Origin of the sequence: Dactylosporangium sp. NPDC050588, assembly GCF_040654975.1 — a bacterium.
Lineage (GTDB): Bacteria > Actinomycetota > Actinomycetes > Mycobacteriales > Micromonosporaceae > Dactylosporangium > Dactylosporangium maewongense.
In genome coordinates this window covers 1-19,447 of the sequence record NZ_JBFAJA010000152.1, presented here as the reverse complement: position 1 = coordinate 19,447, position 19,447 = coordinate 1, and the positions used below count along the sequence as shown (strand labels likewise).

18 protein-coding genes and 3 pseudogenes are annotated in these 19,447 nt (G+C 68.8%); 9 read left to right on the top strand and 12 right to left on the bottom strand.

Annotated features, from left to right (window positions below; all coding sequences use genetic code 11):
- A partial coding sequence (locus AB0I21_RS55160) for an ABC transporter permease subunit (protein ID WP_360573733.1) occupies positions 1-591 on the bottom strand: 591 nt, incomplete at its 3' end.
- On the opposite strand from AB0I21_RS55160, the gene AB0I21_RS55155 reads away from it, so the two are divergent.
- The 6 genes from AB0I21_RS55155 (at position 590) to AB0I21_RS55130 (ending at position 7,263) form a co-directional block, all read left to right on the top strand.
- The gene (locus AB0I21_RS55155; RefSeq protein ID WP_360573731.1) at positions 590-1,129 is read left to right on the top strand and encodes a hypothetical protein; all 540 of its coding nucleotides are present in this window, start codon (positions 590-592) and stop codon (positions 1,127-1,129) included. The two genes, AB0I21_RS55160 and AB0I21_RS55155, sit on opposite strands and share 2 nt — an antisense overlap.
- A gap of 433 nt (positions 1,130-1,562) precedes the next feature.
- Positions 1,563-2,801, top strand: a complete 1,239-nt coding sequence (locus tag AB0I21_RS55150; RefSeq protein WP_360573729.1) for an extracellular solute-binding protein — start codon at positions 1,563-1,565, stop codon at positions 2,799-2,801.
- Positions 2,802-2,853: 52 nt separating this feature from the next.
- Positions 2,854-3,732: a sugar ABC transporter permease gene (locus AB0I21_RS55145; protein ID WP_360573727.1), complete on the top strand. Its 879-nt coding sequence runs from the start codon at positions 2,854-2,856 to the stop codon at positions 3,730-3,732.
- The gene (locus tag AB0I21_RS55140) at positions 3,719-4,537 is read left to right on the top strand and encodes a carbohydrate ABC transporter permease (protein WP_360573725.1); all 819 of its coding nucleotides are present in this window, start codon (positions 3,719-3,721) and stop codon (positions 4,535-4,537) included. Before AB0I21_RS55145 ends, AB0I21_RS55140 begins: the two co-directional genes overlap by 14 nt.
- 13 nt (positions 4,538-4,550) lie before the next feature.
- Positions 4,551-5,981: a cellulase family glycosylhydrolase gene (locus tag AB0I21_RS55135; RefSeq protein WP_360573723.1), complete on the top strand. Its 1,431-nt coding sequence runs from the start codon at positions 4,551-4,553 to the stop codon at positions 5,979-5,981.
- Between the two features lie 79 nt (positions 5,982-6,060).
- Positions 6,061-7,263 carry an ROK family protein gene (locus AB0I21_RS55130; RefSeq protein WP_360573721.1) on the top strand — a complete coding sequence of 401 codons (1,203 nt, stop codon included), beginning with the start codon at positions 6,061-6,063 and terminating at the stop codon, positions 7,261-7,263.
- 316 nt (positions 7,264-7,579) lie between these two features.
- Here the strand turns inward: AB0I21_RS55130 and AB0I21_RS55125 are convergent, their stop codons facing one another.
- The 6 genes from AB0I21_RS55125 to AB0I21_RS55100 all read right to left on the bottom strand — a co-directional run bounded on the left by AB0I21_RS55125 (position 7,580) and on the right by AB0I21_RS55100 (position 14,192).
- A complete protein-coding gene (locus tag AB0I21_RS55125; protein WP_360573719.1) occupies positions 7,580-8,026 on the bottom strand; it encodes a four-helix bundle copper-binding protein in 447 nt (148 codons plus the stop codon).
- 924 nt (positions 8,027-8,950) lie between these two features.
- Positions 8,951-10,015, bottom strand: a complete 1,065-nt coding sequence (locus AB0I21_RS55120) for a tartrate dehydrogenase (protein WP_360573717.1) — start codon at positions 10,013-10,015, stop codon at positions 8,951-8,953.
- 8 nt (positions 10,016-10,023) lie between these two features.
- Positions 10,024-11,502 carry an NAD-dependent succinate-semialdehyde dehydrogenase gene (locus tag AB0I21_RS55115; protein ID WP_360573715.1) on the bottom strand — a complete coding sequence of 493 codons (1,479 nt, stop codon included), beginning with the start codon at positions 11,500-11,502 and terminating at the stop codon, positions 10,024-10,026.
- On the bottom strand, positions 11,499-12,782 hold the full coding sequence (locus tag AB0I21_RS55110) for an aminotransferase class III-fold pyridoxal phosphate-dependent enzyme (protein ID WP_360573713.1): 1,284 nt from the start codon (positions 12,780-12,782) through the stop codon (positions 11,499-11,501). Before AB0I21_RS55110 ends, AB0I21_RS55115 begins: the two co-directional genes overlap by 4 nt.
- A gap of 58 nt (positions 12,783-12,840) precedes the next feature.
- Positions 12,841-13,560 (bottom strand): haloacid dehalogenase type II, encoded by a 720-nt coding sequence (locus AB0I21_RS55105; protein ID WP_360573711.1) that lies wholly within the window; start codon positions 13,558-13,560, stop codon positions 12,841-12,843.
- Positions 13,557-14,192 (bottom strand): GntR family transcriptional regulator, encoded by a 636-nt coding sequence (locus tag AB0I21_RS55100; RefSeq protein WP_360573709.1) that lies wholly within the window; start codon positions 14,190-14,192, stop codon positions 13,557-13,559. Before AB0I21_RS55100 ends, AB0I21_RS55105 begins: the two co-directional genes overlap by 4 nt.
- 67 nt (positions 14,193-14,259) lie before the next feature.
- Here AB0I21_RS55100 and AB0I21_RS55095 point away from each other — a divergent pair, with 67 nt between their 5' ends.
- Both AB0I21_RS55095 and AB0I21_RS55090 read left to right on the top strand, forming a co-directional pair.
- Complete coding sequence (locus AB0I21_RS55095) at positions 14,260-15,282, top strand: DMT family transporter (RefSeq protein WP_360573707.1); 1,023 nt, start codon at positions 14,260-14,262, stop codon at positions 15,280-15,282.
- 32 nt (positions 15,283-15,314) lie between these two features.
- Positions 15,315-15,477 (top strand): annotated as a pseudogene (locus AB0I21_RS55090) (IS6 family transposase); the annotation flags it as partial.
- A gap of 126 nt (positions 15,478-15,603) precedes the next feature.
- On the opposite strand, the pseudogene AB0I21_RS55085 reads toward AB0I21_RS55090, so the two are convergent.
- From AB0I21_RS55085 to AB0I21_RS55070, 4 genes and pseudogenes are all read right to left on the bottom strand, one after another.
- Positions 15,604-16,299: pseudogene (locus tag AB0I21_RS55085) on the bottom strand (DUF6544 family protein); the annotation flags it as partial.
- A gap of 376 nt (positions 16,300-16,675) precedes the next feature.
- Entirely contained in the window at positions 16,676-16,909 is a 234-nt protein-coding gene (locus tag AB0I21_RS55080) for a hypothetical protein (RefSeq protein ID WP_360573705.1), read from the bottom strand.
- 85 nt (positions 16,910-16,994) lie between these two features.
- A complete protein-coding gene (locus AB0I21_RS55075) occupies positions 16,995-17,297 on the bottom strand; it encodes a hypothetical protein (RefSeq protein WP_360573703.1) in 303 nt (100 codons plus the stop codon).
- Between the two features lie 243 nt (positions 17,298-17,540).
- Entirely contained in the window at positions 17,541-17,768 is a 228-nt protein-coding gene (locus AB0I21_RS55070) for a hypothetical protein (protein WP_360573701.1), read from the bottom strand.
- Between the two features lie 482 nt (positions 17,769-18,250).
- Here AB0I21_RS55070 and AB0I21_RS55065 point away from each other — a divergent pair, with 482 nt between their 5' ends.
- Complete coding sequence (locus AB0I21_RS55065; protein WP_360573699.1) at positions 18,251-18,907, top strand: hypothetical protein; 657 nt, start codon at positions 18,251-18,253, stop codon at positions 18,905-18,907.
- A 332-nt stretch (positions 18,908-19,239) separates the two neighbouring features.
- Here the strand turns inward: AB0I21_RS55065 and AB0I21_RS55060 are convergent.
- Positions 19,240-19,447 (bottom strand): annotated as a pseudogene (locus AB0I21_RS55060) (hypothetical protein); the annotation flags it as partial.

The following is a 19,447-nucleotide window of genomic DNA, read 5'->3' as shown; positions in this document are numbered from 1 at the left end:
GCTGGCGTTCCAGGCGCCGCCGGAGGCGGTGATGCCGCCGGTGACGTAGTAGGGGAAGATCGCTGGGATGATCAGCCGCCGCCAGCGCCGCCAGCGGTGGACGCCGAGGTTGTCCATGGCCTCGCGCAGGTCGGTGGGGATGGCCATGGCCCCGGCGATGGTGATGGAGGCGAGTTCCAGGCCGATGAACGAATGCGGGAACAGGGCGAGCAACGCGCCGATCGCGACGGTAAGGAAGGCCAGCACCGGTACTGACTGCAGGATGTCCAGCGCGGGGATGAGGATCTTCTCCAGCCGCCGCGACCGGGCCGCGGCGTACGCGTAGCCGAAGGTGAAGACGGTGGAGACGCCGAGCGCGACGAACATGCGCAGCAGGCTGCGCCCGGCGTAGTACGGCAGCCGGGCCGGGTTGGTGTCGATGGCAAGGTGTTGAGGGGTGAACGACACGGTCGTGCCCTCGGCGATCCGGAACACCAGGTAGAACAGCACCAGGACCGCGGCGGCCACGACCCAGTCCACCCAGCCGAACTGGGTACGCAGCCACGGCGGTCGCGCCGACGGCCTCGGCACCACGCGCGGAGCGCGCCTCATGGACAGCATGAACAGCCCCCTACAGGGAAAAACCAAACACGGAGTACCGCCCACGGGCGGGGAAACCGGGGCGACACGGCCCGGTCTGCGCGCAGTCGAGGAGCCGCACGACGGGGACGTGCGGGCCATGCTGCTACAGGCCGTGCAGACCCTCGACGGTGCGCGCCTGCGCGCGATGGACACCACCGACACCGGCCGGGTCCGCATCCGCGCCGACCTGACCGGCGTCGCGGTACCGACCGGCGCCCTGGAGCAGGTGGTGGCGCGGATCGGGCTCCAGCACCTGGCGAAACTGCGGGACGCGGGCCTGGTCGCCTCTTGTCGCGACGGCACCCGCATCTACTACCGTGCCGCCACATCACACCTGGTCGACCTGCTGAACCAGCTCGTCGTGGTGGGTGGGTACGTGTCCGGCGAGCTCGACTTGCCACGACCGGGCGCGCCGGCGCCAACGGCCGCCGCCACAGCGGCCACGCGCAACGCCGCAGCGTCGCGGTCCCGCCCAGCCGGTGGCCGGGCGCGCACAGCTGAGACGTGACAGGTGCCGACGCGGCGCATTGCCGTATCGGCGACACCTTCCATCCAACCGGCAAGACCGGGGAAGCCGAGCATGACCAGCGGGCCATCGGTCTGTCGCTGACGCCCAGGTTGCGTCCACGGAGGTGGCGGTGTCGATGCTGCTGGCCCACACCAGCGGCCTGCCCGTCGCCCCGTCCATCCCGGAAACCACAAAGCTGCCCAACCTGCGCCGTTCCATTGTGGGATCGCTGGACGCGTTGAGCCCCTGATCGGGTCGGCGGCCGGGAGGTCGGTTCGCCGGCGTCTTCTTGCGGAGTCTTTTTCTATGGCTTAGCCTAAGCTCAAGATTAACGGACGAACGCCAACACCTCGCACTCGACGCCGGGCCGCTGACCCGTGGCACGAACGCTGGCTCGCCCCACTTCTCCCCGTCCGAAAGGAACACCCCCGCGATGAGACGACCCTGGCTCGCATTCGCCCTGACGATCGGGCTGCTGGCGCTCGCCGGCTGCTCCGGCTCCGGCGGCGACACCCCCGCCGACCCCAAGAACCTCACCGTCTGGATCATGGGCGACAGCTCCGCCCACTTCGAGGAGCTGGTCAAGCCGTTCACCCAGAAGTCCGGCATCACCGTGGACACGGTCGCGATCCCATGGGACTCGATCGACCAGAAGCTGACCACCGCCGTCGCGTCCGGCAAGGGGCCGGACCTCGTGCAGATCGGTGTCTCGAAGCTGCGCACGTTCGCGAGCTCCGGCGCGCTGCTCAAGATCGACGACAAGACCCTGGCCGCCCACCCGAACCTGGCCGCAGACAAATTCCTCGACGGCATCGCCGGCAAGGCGACCGCGATCGGCGGCGACGTGGTCAGCGTCCCGTGGATCAGCGACACGCGGGTGCTGTTCTACCGTTCTGACATCCTCGCCGCGCAGGGCATCACCGCACCGCCGGCGACCTGGGAGGAACTGCGCGCCGACGCCAAGACCCTCGCCGGCCGCGGCAAGGGGCAGTACGGCTACTACATCCCGCAGTGGGACAGCGCCCTGCCGGTCATCATGACCTGGGGCGAGGGCGGCCAGATCGTCGACGGTGCGGGCAAGATCGGCTTCAACACCCCGGAGTTCGGCAAGGCCGTCGACATCTACACCGGCCTGTACGCGGACAAGAGCGTGCCCACGAACGCGGACTTCGACCAGGTCCAGGGCTTCACCTCGGGCACCGCGCCAATGCTCGTGTCCGGACCATATCTCGCCAGCGCGGTCAATGCCGCCGCGCCGGACCTCAAGGGCAAGTGGGCTGTCGCCCCGATTCCCAGCGGTACCGCGAATACCTCGCTCCTGGCCGGGTCGAACCTCGGCGTGTGGGGCAACACGGGCAACCGTGACGGCGCTCTGCGGCTGCTCGACTACCTTTCGGAGCCGCAGAACCAGCTCACCTGGTACAAGCTCAACGGTGATCTGCCGACGGTCAAGGCCGCGCTCAGCGACCCGGCGCTGACCTCCGACCCGCTGGTGACGGTCTACTCCAAACAGCTGTCCACCGCCAAGCTGCTGCCGCTGGTCCCGAACTGGGACAAGGAGACCGGCAAGGCGCTACTGGACGCCCTGAACTCGATCGTCCTGACCGGCGCGAACCGCGACACCACCCTCAAGGGCCTGTACAGCGCCACCGATGGCACCTCGGTCAACTGACCCCACCACCGTGGGCGGGATGCCCGCCGTCCCGCCCACGTCAGGAGCCCGCATGAAACCTCGTCTCACACCGTATGCGTTCATCGCCCCGGCGATGGTGCTGCTGCTGGCCTTCGGCGTGTTGCCGATCCTGGTCGCGCTGCTGGTCAGCCTCACCGACATGAATCTCGCCGGCCTCGGCGACTGGTCCCGGATCAGCTTCATCGGCGCCGAGAACTACCGCAGGCTGTTCGCCGACGACGCGTTCTGGCAGTCGTTGACCAACACCGGCATCTTCGCCGTGGTGGGGGTCCCCGCGGTCATCGTGCTGTCGCTGATCGTCGCGCTCCTGCTCAACCGTGCCGACAATCGGTACTTCCGGGCACTGCGCGCGTTCTACTTCGTGCCCGCCATCACCGCCATCGTGGCGATCTCGCTCGTCTGGGGGTACCTCTACAACACCCAGTTCGGGTTGTTCAACTACCTGCTGTCCACGGTCGGGCTGCCCGAGGTGCGGTGGCTCAGCGACCCGGTGTGGGTGAAGTTCTCCGTCGCGCTGGTCGCCGTCTGGCGCGGTACGGGGCTCAACATCATCATCTTCCTGGCGGCGCTGCAGAGCGTGCCGAAGGAATACCTCGAGGCCGCGGCCCTCGACGGCGCAGGTGAGCTGCGCAAGACGGTTTCGATCGTCATCCCGCTGCTGCGGTTCGCGATGTCCTTCGTCACGGTCACGACCGTCATCGCCTGGCTGCAGTTCTTCGACGAGCCGTTCGTGCTCACCAAGGGCGGCCCGCTGGGCGAGTCGACGAGCATCTCGCTGTTCCTGTACCAGAAGGGCTTCTCCACCAGCCAGTTCGGCTACGCCAGCGCTGGCTCGGTGGTGCTCTTCGTGGTCATCGCCGCGGTGACGCTGCTCCAGCTGCGAGCGGGGAGGACCGATGCCGAGGCGTAGGAGCCTGACCTTCGTGGTCGGTGCCGTGCTCGGCGTCGGCGCGCTGGTGACCGCGTTCCCGTTCGCGTGGATGGTCTTCGGCTCGGTGAAACCGCGCCGCGAGTCGGTCGCGTACCCGCCACGGGTCCTGCCGGAACACCCCACGCTGGAGTTCTTCCGACAGCTGTTCCAGGAGCTCGACTTCGGCCGGTACCTGGTCAACACCGTCACCGTCGTGCTCATCGGCATGGTCGGCGTCATCCTGATGGCGATGGCCGGGTACGGCTTCTCGAAGTTCCGCTTCCGGGGCCGCGAGTCGCTGTTCTTCCTGGTCCTCGTCACGATGATGATCCCGGTCCAAGTGACCATGATCCCCACCTACCTGATCCTCAACGGGATACGGCTGACCGACACGCTGATCGGTATCGCGCTGCCCGGCCTGGTCTCCGGGTTCAGCGTGTTCCTGTTCCGGCAGTTCATGTCCGCCATTCCCACCGAGATGATCGAGGCGGCCCGGATCGACGGCGCCGGGGAGGCGCGGATCTTCTTCCGCATCATCCTGCCGCTGTCCAAACCGATCCTGGCGGTGCAGGTCGTGCTGACGTTCATCGCTGGGTGGAACAGCTTCCTGTGGCCGCTGATCATCGCCAACGACGAGAAGCTCTACACCCTCTCGGTCGGGGTGTCGCTGCTGAACCGGCAGATCGCCACCAACCCGTCGCTGCAGATGGCCGCCGCGACCCTGATGGTCGTGCCGATCCTCGCCGTATTCGTCGTCTTCCAGCGTTTCGTCGTGCAGGGCTTCACCATGTCCGGCCTCAAGTAAAGGCAGTTTCTCTATGCGCAAGCGAATCACCGGCTTCGTCCACGCCGACGGCGCCCGGCTGCTCGACGGCGCGGGCAACCCGCTGCTGCTGCGGGGCATCGGCCTCGGCAACTGGCTGCTCGCCGAAGGGTACATGTGGAAGTTCGGCGACGAGATGAGCTCGCCGCGGCAGATCGAGCACCGCATCGAGAAGCTCGTCGGGCCGGACCGCGCCGCCGAGTTCTGGACCCGCTTCCGCGCCACCTTCATCACCGAGGCCGACATCGCCGAGATCGCCGCGCTCGGCTTCGACCACGTCCGGCTACCGCTCAACTCCCGCGGCCTGATCGACGACACCGGACAGTTCCTGCCCGACGGCTTCGCACACATCGACAACCTCCTGCACTGGTGCGAGCAGCACGACCTGTGGGTGCTGCTCGACCTGCACGGCGCACCCGGCGGGCAGACCGGCACCAACATCGACGACTCGCCCAACGGTCGGCCCGAGCTGTTCATGGACGACCGGTACCGGCGGCAGACCGTCGCGCTGTGGCAGGAGATCGCCCGCCGCTACCGCCACAGCACCGTCGTGCTCGGCTACGACCTGCTCAACGAACCCCTGCCCAACGCATGGCAGCACGTGTACCCCACCGAGCTGGTCGAGCTGTACCGAGAGCTCACCACTGCCATCCGGGCGATCGACCCCGATCACCTGCTGGTCTACGAGGGCACGCATTGGGCCACGAACTGGTCCATCTTCACCGACGTCATCGACCCCAATTCGGCGCTGCAGTTCCACCGCTACTGGTGCCCGCCGGACCGTTCCAGCATCCAGCCGTACCTCGACACCCGCTACCGGCTCGGCCTGCCGATCTACATGGGGGAAGGCGGCGAGAACACCCCCGAGTGGATCTACACCGCGCACCGGCTCTACGAGCAGCACGGTATCGGCTGGAACTTCTGGCCCTGGAAGAAGCTCGACACCCGCACCTCGCCGCTGTCCGCGCGACTGCCCGACGACTGGGCGCTGATCGCCGACCCGTCATCCGGCGTTGACGCCGACACCGCCTGGCGCATCCTGCTGCGCTTCCTCGACGCGATCGCGTTGCGCACCTGCGACCGACGCCCGGACGTCGTCAACGCCATGTTCGGCCGCGCCCCGCTGCGCCTGCCCGGGTGGGGATTCATCGACCCGCGAGCGCGGTTCCGGGACCGGTTCGCCGGGTTCGACACCGAGCACGTCTGGCATCACCCCGCCGGCCAGCCGTACAGTGCCGAAGAAGTCATGCCGATGAGCATGCAGGCCGGCGAGGAGCTGCAGTTCCCACTCGCACGTAGACCGGCCGCCTGGCGGGTGGACGCCGACGACCCCGGTGCGTTCGAGGTCCGCTGGGACGGCGACCGCCTCATCGCGCGCGCGAACACCGCCGCGCGGCTGCGGACGATCGAACTGATGGCGAACTGACCGCATGCCTGCCGAGTATCATCAGGCAACCATGAGCACCGACCCGGCCGCAGGCCGACACACCACTAGCCTGCCCGAGGTGTCCACGGTCACCACCCTGCGGCAGCGCAACCGCGCGCTGGTGCTCAAGCACGTCATCCTCGCCCAGCAGACCACACGCGCCGCGATCGCCAAGGACAGCGGGCTGTCCGCCGCCTCCGCCGCCAACCTCGTCGTCGACCTGATCAACGAGGGCCTGGTCGAGGAGCGCGGCTCGGTGTCGTCCAAGGGCGGCCGCCCGATCACTCTGATCGGCCCGCGCGCCGAGAGCGCCGTGACGATCGGCGCCGACATTGGCGAGCGCGGCGTCGCCGTCGAGATGTTCGACCTCGCCATGAACCGCATCGACCGAGAGTTCCGCGGCGGCGCCGAGGAGGAGTCCCCGGAGAAGATCGCCGTCGACCTGCAGGACGCGCTCGAGGCCCTGCGCGACCGCAACGCCGCGCGGTGGCCGACGCTCCTCGGCGTCGGTCTGGGCCTGCCCGGCCTGGTCGAGGTCGGCGCCGACGGTCGCCAGATGCTGTACGCGCAGAGCCTGGGCTGGTCGCCGGTCCCCGTCGCATCACTCTGCGACATCGGCATTCCGGTGCTGGCCGAGAACGGCGCGAAGATGCAGGCCCGGGCGGAACTGTGGTTCGGCAATGCTCGCGGAGCCTCCCACGCCCTGGTCGCCCTGCTCGGCCGCGGCGTGGGCATCGGCATCGTCACCGACGGCCGGCTGATGCAAGGCTCCCATTCCAGTGCAGGCGAGTGGGGACACACGGTCATCGAACGCGGCGGCCGGGTCTGCCGCTGCGGCAACCGCGGCTGCGTCGAGGCGTACCTCGGCGCCGACGCCATCCTCGACGCCTGGCGCCGCACCGGCGCCACCTTCGAGGGCACCGGCTGGCGCGCGATCGGCGAACTGCTCACCGCCGCCAGCGCCGGCGACCCGTCCGCATCGGCGATCGTCGACGACGTCGTCGACTGTCTCGGCGCCGCCCTGGGCGGCATGGTCAACCTGACCGGCCCGGAGCGGATCGTCATCGGCGGCTGGGTCGGCCTACGGCTGATGGAATCACTGAGCAACCGCATCGAGACCGCCGTCAGGCGATACAGCCTGTCCCGCCCGGCCGGCCAGTTCCAACTGCTGGACGCGGCCTTCGGCGGCGACGCGGTGGCAACCGGCTCCGCGCTGCTCCCACTGGAGGCCATGATCGCCGCCGACCCGGCGACCTATGACCGCTCATCCCACGAAACGTGACGCAGCGAGCCCATCGACGACACCGCGACGGGTCGGTGAATTCACTGCTCACGATCTTGTCAACGCGCAATGCAAACAGAGCCCGCTGCCGACTTCGCGGCTGGTCGCGATGTGCGCCAGCGGTCTGTGACCGCTGGCGCACCGAGTAACGCCTTGCTGCCCGAACATGTAGATCCAAGGTTCACGCCGATGCGTTCAGGATCTCGCAGCGGGCTGGCGGATTTGCTGCATGCCGCGCTGGTCGGCCCACCTGCGCTGCCGGCAGGCTGCACCTTCGCCGTGTCCAAGATCAGGGGGCAACTCCCCAGCGTCGTGCTCAGCCGTGCAGCCCGTGCAGCACCTGCCGGCACGCCTCAGCACACCGCAGCGTCGCCTGTGAGCACATCCGGCAGTGCTCGTGATGGTGGGCGTGCCTGGCACACAGCTCGGCGCTGTGTTCACAGGCCAGCACACACGCCTCCAGCTGCGCGCTCAGCAGCGCGGCGTCACTGCCGCGGCTGAGCACACGGCGGGTCGCTGCCACCACGTCCGCGCAGTTCAGATCCCGCACGATCGCATTCTGCAGCACCCGCACGTCGTCTTCGCCGACCATGGCGGCCGCGCACGCGGTGACCGCCTCCTCGCACGCCCCCATCGCGTCGATCGCCGCCGCCAACCGCTCAGTGCTCACCTGCGGCCGGAAACTCACCGCGACCGTGTCAAGCAACTCCCTGGTCTGCGACATGACAATCCCCCCGACGTCAGGTACAGCGACCGCACGCACCTACCACGAAACCGCCCCCCCGAAACCTGCCCCGGGTTCGTAGCGTTCACGCATGCGGCCGGGGTGGGTTCCTGACGATCGCCACGGTTGCACCGAGCCTCGATTACTCCAATCAAGATTGGAGCCAGGTAGGGCGTCGTCATGCGACGGGTGCTGTTGACCCTGGCTGACGCCGCGGGCCTACTGCTGATCGTAGACCTGGTGGAGGTGTCGTCCCGGTGGTAGCCGAGGGCACCCAGGACGGCGTCGTAGAAGGCGCCGCTGCGGGTGAGGTCGGTGGCGGTGAACGCGATGTGTTGCATGGTCAGCATCGTCGGTTCCTCTGCGCGTCAGGTCGGCACCGGTCGGGATTTCGCCGGTGCCGGTGGATGTCGGGATGGTGGGGGAGGGGCGAAGGGGCCGGTGCGGTGGGAGTCAGAACAGCGGTTGCTGGTCGTCGGGTTGGTGCGGTGGTGCGGCGCAGGCGAGGGCGTGGAGCTGCGACAGCCGCGACCAGCCCAGTCGGGCGCTGCCGGCCGTGAGCAGGTGCCGGAACGCGGCAGCGGTCGCGAAGGCGTCTGGCAGGGCCCGGTGCCGGCCGGCCGGGACGGGGGATACCGAAGTGGGTGAGGACGGTGTCGAGCTGGTACGTCGGTAGGCCTGGGCAGGTGTGCCGGGCCAGCCGGATCGTGTCGGGCATCGAGGCTGTGCCGAGGGTTGGGGCATCGCACCGCCCGCGCGTAGCCGCAGCCGTCGCGCGGCGGCGACGTGTGCTCGGCTGCTGACCATGACCGGCCGGCGGGGGCGCCGAGCCCTTTGGACAGGCAGACGGCGACGGTGTCGAACAGCTGGGCGTACGCAGTGAGCGCAGTGCCGATGCGATGTGGGCGTGCCAGAGCCGGGCGCCGTCGCAATGCAGGGCGACGCGCGGCGCGGTTGGCCGCTTCAGGCAAGCGTCGCGAGGCAGGCGGTGACCACGTCGCTGGTTGTTGCCGTGCCGCCGAGGTCCTGGGTTCGGGTGGCGGGGCTGGCGAGCGTAGTGGCAATGGCGGTCATCATCTTCGTCGCGGGTTCGGCGTGGCCGAGGTGTTCCAGCATGAGGGCGCCGGACCAGACGGCTGCGACGGGGTTGGCGACGCCGCGGCCGGCGATGTCGGGTGCGGATCCGTGTACTGGCTCGAACATGGACGGGTGGGCGCGCTCGGGGTTGAGATTGGCGGACGGGGCGAGGCCCAGACCGCCGACGATCGCGGCGGCCAGGTCGGAGAGGATGTCTCCGAACAAGTTGGACGCGACGATGACGTCATATTCCTGCGGTTTCTGGACCAGGTGCGCTGCCAGTGCGTCGATCAGTTCCTTGGTCAGGTGCACGTCGGGGTGGCGGGTGGCCGCGGCGGCGACGACGTCGTCCCAGAATGGCATGGTGTGGATGATGCCGTTGGACTTGGTGGCTGATGTCACCTTGTTGCGGCGGGTCGTGGCGGCGCGGAAGGCGTAGTCGGCTATGCGGTCGATGCCGGTGCGGGTGAAGATCGCTTCCTGGATGGCGAATTCGCGCTGGGTGCCGGTCGCGAAACGGCCGCCGAGCTGGGTGTATTCGCCTTCGGTGTTTTCGCGGATGATGAGCATGTCGACGTCGACGCCCGCTGGGATGCGCGCGGCGGTTTGGACGCCGTGAAACGACTTGATCGGGCGCAGGTTGACGTACTGGTCGAAGCGTTGCCGGATCGGGATGAGCAGGCCCCACAGCGATTCGTGGTCGGGGACGTCGGGCCGGCCGACGGCGCCGAGGAGGATGGCGTCATGGTCGGCGAGAACGTCCAGCCCGTCGGAGGGCATCATCCGGCCGTGGGTGACGAAGTAGTCGCAGCCCCAGTCCAGCCAGTTCCACTGGATGGCGGTGCCATGGAGACGGAGGGTTTCGTCGAGGACCCGGACGGCCGCGGGGGTGACTTCGGTGCCGATGCCGTCGCCGGGGATGACGGCGACCGTGGCGATGGTGTCGGTCATCGGTGCCCTCAGCCGGCGGGGATGGCGACGTAGCGGTATTCGAGGTACTCCTCGATGCCCACGTGCCCGCCTTCGCGGCCCAGCCCAGATTCTTTGACGCCACCGAACGGGGCGGCGGGGTTGGACACGATGCCGGTGTTGATGCCGACCATGCCGACCTCGAGCCGTTCGGCGACCCGCAGCGCGCGGTTGAGGTCGCGGGTGGCGACGTAGCCGACGAGCCCCCACGGAGTGCCGTTCGCGGCCTGGACGACGTCGTCCTCGGTGTCGAACGGGATGACGGTCGCGACGGGGCCGAAGATCTCCGTGCGGAGGATGCGGCTGTCCGGTCCCGGGGCGAACAGCACGGTGGGCGGGTAGAAGTAGCCGTCGCCGTCGGGGAGGTCGGCTTGACCCACGATGGTGGCGCCGTGGGCGACGGCGTCCTGGACGAGGCCGGTGATCTTGCGGTGGCTGGGCGCGTCGATGAGTGGCCCGACTTGGACGCCGTCGCGGAGGCCGTCACCGACCACGAGCGCGCTCATGCGCTGGGAGAGGGCTGCGGTGAACTGCTCGGCGATGCCGTGCTGGACGTAGATGCGGTTGGCGGCGGTGCACGCCTCACCCATGTTGCGCATCTTGGCGGCGAACGCGGCCTCGACCGCGGTGTCCAGGTCGGCATCGTCGAAGACGATGAAGGCGGCGTTGCCGCCGAGCTCCATCGACGTGCGCATCACGGTGTGGGAGGCGTGCTCGAGCAGGGTCTTGCCGACGGCGGTCGAGCCGGTGAAGGAGAGTTTGCGCAGCACGCCGCCGCACATGACCGGTTCGATGACGTCGGCGGCCTGGGACGTGGTGATGACGTTAAGGACGCCGTCGGGCAGGCCGGACTCGTGCAGGATGTCGGTGAGCAGCAGCGCGGTGAGCGGGGTCTGCGGCGCGGGTTTGAACACGATGGTACAGCCGGCGGCAATCGCGGGTGCGATCTTGCGGGCGCCCATCGCGAGGGGGAAGTTCCACGGCGTGATGAGCAGGCACGGGCCGACCGGCCGGCGCATGGTGATCATGCGGGTCCGGCCGTCGGGTGTGGTGCCGTAGCTGCCGTTCAGCCGGGTGGCTTCCTCGGAGAACCAGCGGAAGAACTCGGCGCCGTAGGTGACTTCGCCGCGGGCCTCGGCCAGTGGCTTGCCCATCTCGGCCGTCATGACGGCGGCCAGCTCGTCGGTACGGGCGGTGATCCGCTCGTAGGTAAGCCGCAGGATGTCCGACCGCATGCGCGGCGGTGTGGCCGCCCATGCGTTCTGCGCGGCCGCGGCGGCCGTGACCGCCGCCTGGGCGTCCTCGACGCCGGCGTCCGCGACGTGGGTGAGGATCTGTCGGGTGGCCGGGTTCTCCACCGGCATGATCCGTCCGGACGTTGCGCCGCGCCACCGCCCGGCGATGAACAGGCCGGTCGGGACACCGGCGAGCACATCGCGCAGGTCGACGGCCGTGGAAGGTGCGCTCACGATGATGCTCCTGCCGGTCGGTGTTCCAGCGCCCGGTCGAGGGCACGGGTGAAGGCGGCGATCCCCGCGTCGATCTGTGCGCGGTCGACGACGAGCGGCGGGATGAACCGCACCACGTTGTTGCCGGTGCCGCAGGTCAGCAGCAGCAGTCCCTCGTCGATGGCGTTGCGTTGCACGGCGGCGGTGAGGCTCGGGTCGGGCCGGCGGTCCTCGGCCCAGAGTTCGACGCCGACCATGAGTCCGAGGCCGCGCACGTCCCGGACGCGGTCAGTGCGGGTCGCAGCGACGGCGGCCAGCCCGTCCAGGAGCTGCTGACCCATGGTGCGGCTGTTGTCGACCAGCTTCTCCTCCTCGATGACCTCGAGCGTGGCGACCGCGGCGGCGCAGGCCACCGCGTTGGCGCCGTAGGTGCCGCCCTGCGATCCCGGCAGGGCCTTGGCCATCAGTTCGGTGGAGGCGGCCATGGCCGACAGCGGGAAGCCGGACGCGATGCCCTTGGCGGTCACCAGGATGTCGCCGCGAACACCGGCGTGTTCCTGGGCCCAGAACCGTCCGGTCCGGCCGGCGCCGGTCTGCACCTCGTCGAAAATCAGGAGGATGCCGTGGTGGTCGGCGCGTTCCCGCAGCCCGTGCAGAAACCGGGCGGGCGCCGGGATGTAGCCGCCCTCGCCGAGGACAGGTTCGACGATGAACGCTGCCGTGTCGCTCGGCGCGGAGACGGTCTGCAGCAGGTGGTCGAGTTCCCGCAGGGCGAAGTCGGTGGCGTCCTCGACCGTCATCCCGAGCCGGATCGCCGCCGGGAAGGCGGAGATGAACACGCCGCCCATCAACGGCGCGAACCCGGTGCGGAACTTCGTGCCTGACGTGGTGAGGGAGGCCGCGCCGATGGTGCGTCCGTGGAAACCGCCCTGGAACGCGATGATGTTCGGCCGTCCGGTCGCCTGTCGCGCCAGCCGCAACGCCGCTTCCACGGCCTCGCTGCCGGAGTTGACGAAGAACACGGAGTCCAGCCCGGCGGGTAGCACCTCACCCAGCCGTGCCACCAGCCGCCGCAGTGGCTGGTGCAGCACGGTCGTGTACTGGCCGTGGATGAGTGTGGCGACCTGCTCCTGGGCCGCGGCGACGACCTTCGGGTGGCAGTGCCCCGTGCTCGTGACGCCGATTCCGGCGGTGAAGTCCAGGTACTCCCGGCCGTGCACGTCCACGAGCACGGCTCCGCGCCCGGACACGGCCTCGACCGGTGTCGCCTGCTTGAGGATCGGTGACAGCGTCGCTGGCATCGTGGCTCCTTGTCATCGCACCGCACCGCGGCGCGGGCAAGCGGGAATGGGTAGAAGGTCAGTGGTGCTCGGCGTCGACCGCGGCGGCGAACGCGGCCATCGACGTGAACGTCCAGTCGGGCGTGACATTCGCCGGCGGCTGCGGTGTCGCTCCCCAGCCCGGAGTGTCGTGCCGGCGGTTGATCCACACGGTCGGCAGGCCCGCTGCCTTGGCCGGCACATGGTCGTGGAACAGGCTCTGCGCCACGTGCAGCAGCCTGCCGTCGGCCAGCCCGAGCCGTTCGACCTCACGGGCGAGCGCATCGAAGTTGCGGGGGGACGGTTTGTAGGAGCCGATGTCCTGCGCCGTGAGGATGCTGGTGAACCTGACGCCGAGGCGCTTGTTCGAGCTGGAGAACGACGCGCGGTCCACGTTGGACAGGATGATGAGCCGATATCGGCGCGAGAGCCGTTCGAGCGCCTCGGCCGAGTCCGGGAACGCCGGCCAGTCAGGCACGGAGACTGCCAGCGTCTCGGCTTCGTCGTCGCTGACCGGCACGCCGAGCTGCGTGCCGAGGCCGCGCATCGCCCGCGCCAGGATCTGGGGGTACAGGTCGGTCGGGTGTTCGGCCTCGGCCTGCGCCTCGTGGTTGGAGTACGCCGTCAGCAGTTGCTCGTCGGTCATCGTCAGGTCGTGGGTGACGGCCCATCTGCTGAGCACGGACGCGATGCCGGCCTCCCAGTCGATGAGGGTCCCGTAGCAGTCGAAGCTCAGTGCCTCGAAGTCGGTGAGGTTCACCGTGCACGCTCCTGGATGAGGTCGAGGAAGAACTGTTCCGAGCCGTGGAAGTGCTCGTTCCATGCGGCGAGGGCCTGCGTGACGTCGCCGGCGCGCAGGGCCACGAGCAGCAGCTCGTGCTCATGCGCCAGGTCCGAAACGCTGCGGTAGGTGGGGCGAAGCTGAGCGATGAGTAGCCGCAGCTCCGCACTGACCTCATCGAAGGTGCGCAGCAGCCGGGGCGATCCGGCGGCCAGGAACACAGCCCGGTGGAACGCGACGTCATGATCGGCGACCACGTCCCAGGAGACGGTGTCGTCCAACGCCGCGAATGCGCGCATCGCAGATTCCACACCGTCCAGCGGCCGGATCTGCGCCACGACCATCTCGACCGCGACGGCCTCGACCGGCCGGCGCAGCCGGTACAGGTCGATCGCATCCTCGGCGGTGAACGACCGCACCTGCGCACTACGGCCGCGCCCGCGTTCGAGTAGCCCGTCCGCGACCAGCATCTGCACCGCCGCACGCACCGTGGGTCGGGCCACGCCGAACTCCTGTGCCAGCTCGGTGTCGCGGAGCTGCTCACCGCCCTGGTATTGGCCGGTCAGCAGCCGACGACGCAACTCGTCTGCGACCGCGTCCGCTACCGTCACCGTTTCAACCTGCATGTATACCTGTATAACAGGTAGTCAGTTATCCAACAAGTGGTGAGGTGCATGCATGGACCATCAAGAACCGGCGGCCGTGGCGCTTGCTCCAGCCGAAGGCGCGCACCGCGACCCGACCCGGTCAGCCGCGCTTGCCATCGCCGGCGCAGCTGTGCTGTGGGGCAGCATGGGCCCGATCGCCACGCTCTACCCGAGAGCATCGGTTTTGGCCGTTGGCTCCTGGCGGCTCGTCATCGGCGCGCTCGCGCTGGTGACGGCGGTCTCCGTCGGCCGCCGAGGGTGGACCTCCTGGCGGCGAGCCGACCTGGCCACAGCCGTGCCCGGCGCGCTGGCCGTTGCCGCCTACTCCGCACTGTATTTCCCGGCAGTACAACTGTCCGGCGTCGCTACCGCCACCGTCGTGTCAATCGGCGCCGCGCCGCTACTCTCGGGTGCAACCCGCGCCCTCTCCGGCGGTCGGCTGACCCGTCACTGGCTGGCCGGTACGACCGTCGCCGTCGTCGGTATGTGCTTGGTGGTACTCCCCGGCTCACACGACTCGGCCAACTGGCTGGGGATCCTGCTCGCAGTGCTTGCCGCCGCCGCCTACGCCTGGCAGGCGCACACCATCGAGCGACTGGCACCTCGCCACGGGCCGATCGAGACCGTCGCCGTCCTGTTCACCGGCGCCGCGTTGGTGCTGTTGCCGGTCGGCATCGCCGGCGTGGGTGCCGTGACGGCCGCACCGAAGGCCGTCATCGGCCTGCTCTACCTCGGACTATTCACCACGGCACTCGCCTACGGCTCATTCGCGTTCGGCGTCCCGCATGTCGGCGCACCAGCCGCGGTCTCACTCTCCTTGCTCGAACCAGTCGCAGCGACAGCCCTCGCCGCACTCATCGCACAGCAGATACCCACCGTCATCCAGGTAACGGGCGTCGCGACGACGCTCGCGGGACTCGGGTGGTTGAGTCGTAGGTCGCCTGGGAAGACACAGGCCGCATCAAGGCATCGCGACCGCCCGGCCACTCGCGCCACTGCCCGAACCGATCACCGACCCGGACCGAATCGCCCATCTGAACATCCACCGACGTGATCGCCTCGGCGGCATCCTCCACGAGTACGAGCATGCCGCCTGACCTGCGCAGACGGCATTTACGGCAGCTACAGCGCTGGTATCTGCGCTACAACCTCTCCCTACCGGGATGTGGAGGAGTTGCTGGTCGAGCGTGGCGTGGAGGTCAATCACGTCACGATTTTCCGATGGGTGCAGCGGTTCACGCCGTTGCTGGCCGACGCGGCCCGGTTCTGTCCCCTGGTACCGGTCGTGCGTCAGGTGGCTGGTGGGCGGGGACTGGTGGATGCCGGTGTTGTAGGTGATGTCGTCGAGGTGGTATTCGAGGTAGGCGAATTCGCTTTCCGGTTCGGGGGCGTGCCAGTGGGCTTCGCCGGCCGTGCAGGTGCGCCATGGGCCGAGGTCGCGGTGGGCGTGGATGGGTGTGGACCAGCGTTGGCGGGTGAAGCTGCGCCCGTCCGGGCTGGCGCGCAGCCGGTCGTCGGAGATGAAGTCGACCAGGTCGTGGGCGTCGTTGAACACCAGCACGGCAGACACGGTCTGCCCGCCATGGGTGAAGGTGCCGCGGACGTGGTGCTCGTCCAGGACCTGCCACCTGATCGGGGCGTCGACGAGGGCGGCGGGGGCGAGCACGCAGAGGTCGTTGAACACGGTGACGGTCTCGCCGCGATCCATGTCGGGTCCCGCGGCATTGATGATCGGCAGCAGGGAGCACACGTTGACGCGCATGGTGGCCGCGCCGTCGGTGTAGACGTGTAGGACGTCGGCGGGGAGCCCGGACATGCTGGCCTGGATGTGGAACAGCCGTCGGGGGTGGGGGCCGTAGGTGTTGAACTGCTCGCCGACAAACGGCATCCACGGCTTGCTCGGGCCGCTGCGGATGCGGCCGTGGATGGTGGCGCGGAAGTTGGCCACGCGGGGTTGTCCGACGGCGCCGCAGCGGCGCACGTGGTCGGCCACGGGCGGCGGCAGGTGAGCGAGGTCTGCGGCGGTGACGACGCCGTACTGCGCTGATTGCTCGGCGAGTGCTGCGCGCATGCGGCGGGTGTATTCGGCCTGAAAGCTGCGCGGTCCGTGCGCGGCGTACCCGTAGCCGGCGGCCAGCAGCATGATGGCGTTGGCGGCGGTGCCGGCCTTCGCGTCAGCCCACGAGGTCGCGATGACCGACTGCGAGGCCACGGCGGCCACGGCTGTGATGAGCCACCACGTTCGGGCGCGCAGCGCGATCGTGCCGGCAGCGGTGAGCACGAGTGCGGCGGCCGCCAGCCAGGCCACGCCCCCGGCGGTGCCGATCGGCTCGGTGAGCTGGCTGACCCGCGCCCAGCCGAAGCCCTTGGCCACGCCCATCAGATGGATGAGCCCGTGGATCGCCACCACGGTGACGACGACCCACCGCAGCACGGTTCTCATCGGGTCACCCCTTCCCGGGCATGGATGCGAACGGAATGCCGGTGGCGGTGGCGATCGGGGCGATGATGCCCAGGTCCATGGGCTTGACCATCCAGAACGGGGCCGGGCTCGAGGCGTACTCGGTCGACGAGCCCGCCGCCGTGGCCAGCGCCCAGGCGCCCACCGTGAAGCTGAGCGGCCGGTACGGGTCATGGAAATGTCGGCGTCGTCTGTGCCGGATTGGAGTCGTGGCCACCATGGCGACCTCCGTTTTGCGCGGAAGGCGCTCCGAGCGCCTCCTCATCGGCGTGGCCTGCCACACCACCCACAGCAGACGCTAAGGATCACCAACACCCGCGGACAGGGCTGAAAGACCCTATGCCCGGGACCGTCGATACCATCCAGCGGTGGCGCAGCCCACGATCGTCCACGCGGTGAGGATGATGAACGACCGAGTCGTGTTGCTCGACGTTCACCGGCTCCAGTCCCCGTCCGGAGATCCTCGCAACCTCGGCGACCGGGTCGTCGACCCAAATCATGCAGACAGCTCCGCCGGCCCGGTCGGGATCCTGGATGATGTACACGTACCGATCATCGGCCAGCTGCCAGACGGCCTCGATGTCCTTCGGATAGAAGGCCGACCGCACGGCCAGGACGATGTTCGTGGTCGTCGGCGCCGACTACACCGGTACCGAGGTCACCGTTCAGGGCCAACTGCTGACCGCCGACACGCGGCCCGCAGCCATCAACCCGCCGGCTGCTGCCGGACACCGCTGACCAGGCCTTGCCGGGCATGGACGACCATATGCGGACGCACATGGAGGAACGCCCGGTCAGTGGAGGCGGCGGACAAGGCCGAACCTTGGCCGTGGCCGCCGATGTTTCCTTGTTCAGCCGATGCCGGCGCGTGCGGCGGTGAGTCTGCCCAGCAGCTGGTGGGCGCGCACGGCGCGGTCGGCGTCCTCGCGGCGGACCTGTTCGATGAACGCCTCGACGTCGTCGTTGCCCTTGGCGTCGGCAGCGTACTTCGCGCACACCTGGCTGCCTTTGAGGGCGTGGTACTGGATGCTTACGAGGTCGTAGACGATGTCATCGGCAGGGGTATGAGACTCGGCCATGGCACAACTCCTTGTCGTCTCCTTGCGTCGCTGGTTACTTGGCACCTACCCGCAGGTCACCGACGAACCCTCGGCACGCGCCGGCGGAGCAGTTCGGCGACCTCGAAAAAGGACGGTCTACCTGTCGCGGTGCGGGATGTCGCCATGCCACCCATCCGTGGTGGCGCCCAGACACGGCAACACGGGTCCTGGCGCCGTGTCATCTACTCGCCAGGCGCATCTCGCCTGCTGCGACTGACCATCCACGACCACCGAGACCGTGCGGGAGCCAGTGAGCGTCCGCCGACATCGATACCCGCAAGTCTTGACCGAGTCCGTTTGAGCCGTGCTGCAGCGGGCACGCGGTACAAGAATGCGGGCAGCCACCCCGTAGGTATGACCAGGTGGCATGGCACGTCGCAGGGCGGCTCAGTGCGGGGTCCGGCACCACCAGGCTGGTGACGTTGCTCTGGCGTGGTGCTCTCGATGAGTGGAGCAGGAACATGGCGACTCTGGACAACGAGCGCACGGTTACGGCGCTCCTGGACCGCCAAGGCAGCAGCTTTGCCGAGGAGGCTGGCATCACGCTGGCCGACAAGCCCGCCCCCCTGTACCAGTTGCTGGTGCTCGCGACGTTGCTCAGCGCCCGCATTTCGGCCGACGTCGCGTTGGCCGCAGTCCGGGAGCTGTTTCGGGCCGGATATCGCACACCGCAAAGAATGATCGAGGCGACCTGGCAGGACCGGGTGGACGCCTTGGCTCGTGGCCACTATCGGCGCTACGAGGAGCGGACCGCGACCATGCTCGACGACGCCGCCCACCTCTGCCAAGATCGTTGGCACGGCGATCTGCGTCGCCTGCACCGCGAGGCAGATGGCGATGTCGACCGGCTTCGCGTGCTGCTGACCGAGTTCCCGGGAATCGGGCCCACGGGAGCCGACATCTTCTTGCGTGAGGTACAGGCGGTGTGGCCGGACATCGCGCCGTTCGCCGACGCCAAGGTCGTCGATGGTGCAGAGCGACTGCATCTCCCCCGGGCGGCCGACGAACTCGCCGGCCTGGTGTCAACGGTGCAACTGCCGAAACTGGCTGCGGCGTTGGTCCGGGTCGCTCGAGACCGTAGGGCGGCAGACGCCGTACTTCGGGAGGCGCAAGATTGAACCCGTAGTGTCGTCGGAGGCGGCATGCACGGCCCGGCTCCGCTCAGCCAGCGACCACCCAACCCGCCACAACAGGTCGTCGATCTGACCGACCCGCGGGTCCAACGACGCCCGATCCTCGGCGGACTGATCAACGAATACACGCAGGCAGCGTAGCCAAACCGGATTTTACGAGCCCCACAGGTTCGGGCGCGGGCCTTGGGCGTACCGAGGCCGTGCAAGAGTGTTCGGATGGAGCTTGACCCGCGTGCTGTGTGGAGCAGGATGTGCGCGGCGGCGCCGCCGGCGGATGGACTAGCGGACGACCGGCAATTTGTGGGCGGTCGTCTAATTTAGGTCCCTTCGGTGGTTGCCCGAAGTAGTTGACTGTCGCGTGTGCCCGTGCGGGCCGGCGTTGCGGCCGTAGCGAAGGTGAGCAGGTGCTGCGGGTTGGTCAGTAGTGGGACAAAGCCGAGTTCGGCGGCGCCGACAAGGGTCGCGTCGTCGCCCAGACCCGAGGTGCGCAGTCGTACCCGCTCGCGGGCCACCGGCAGAACGTTG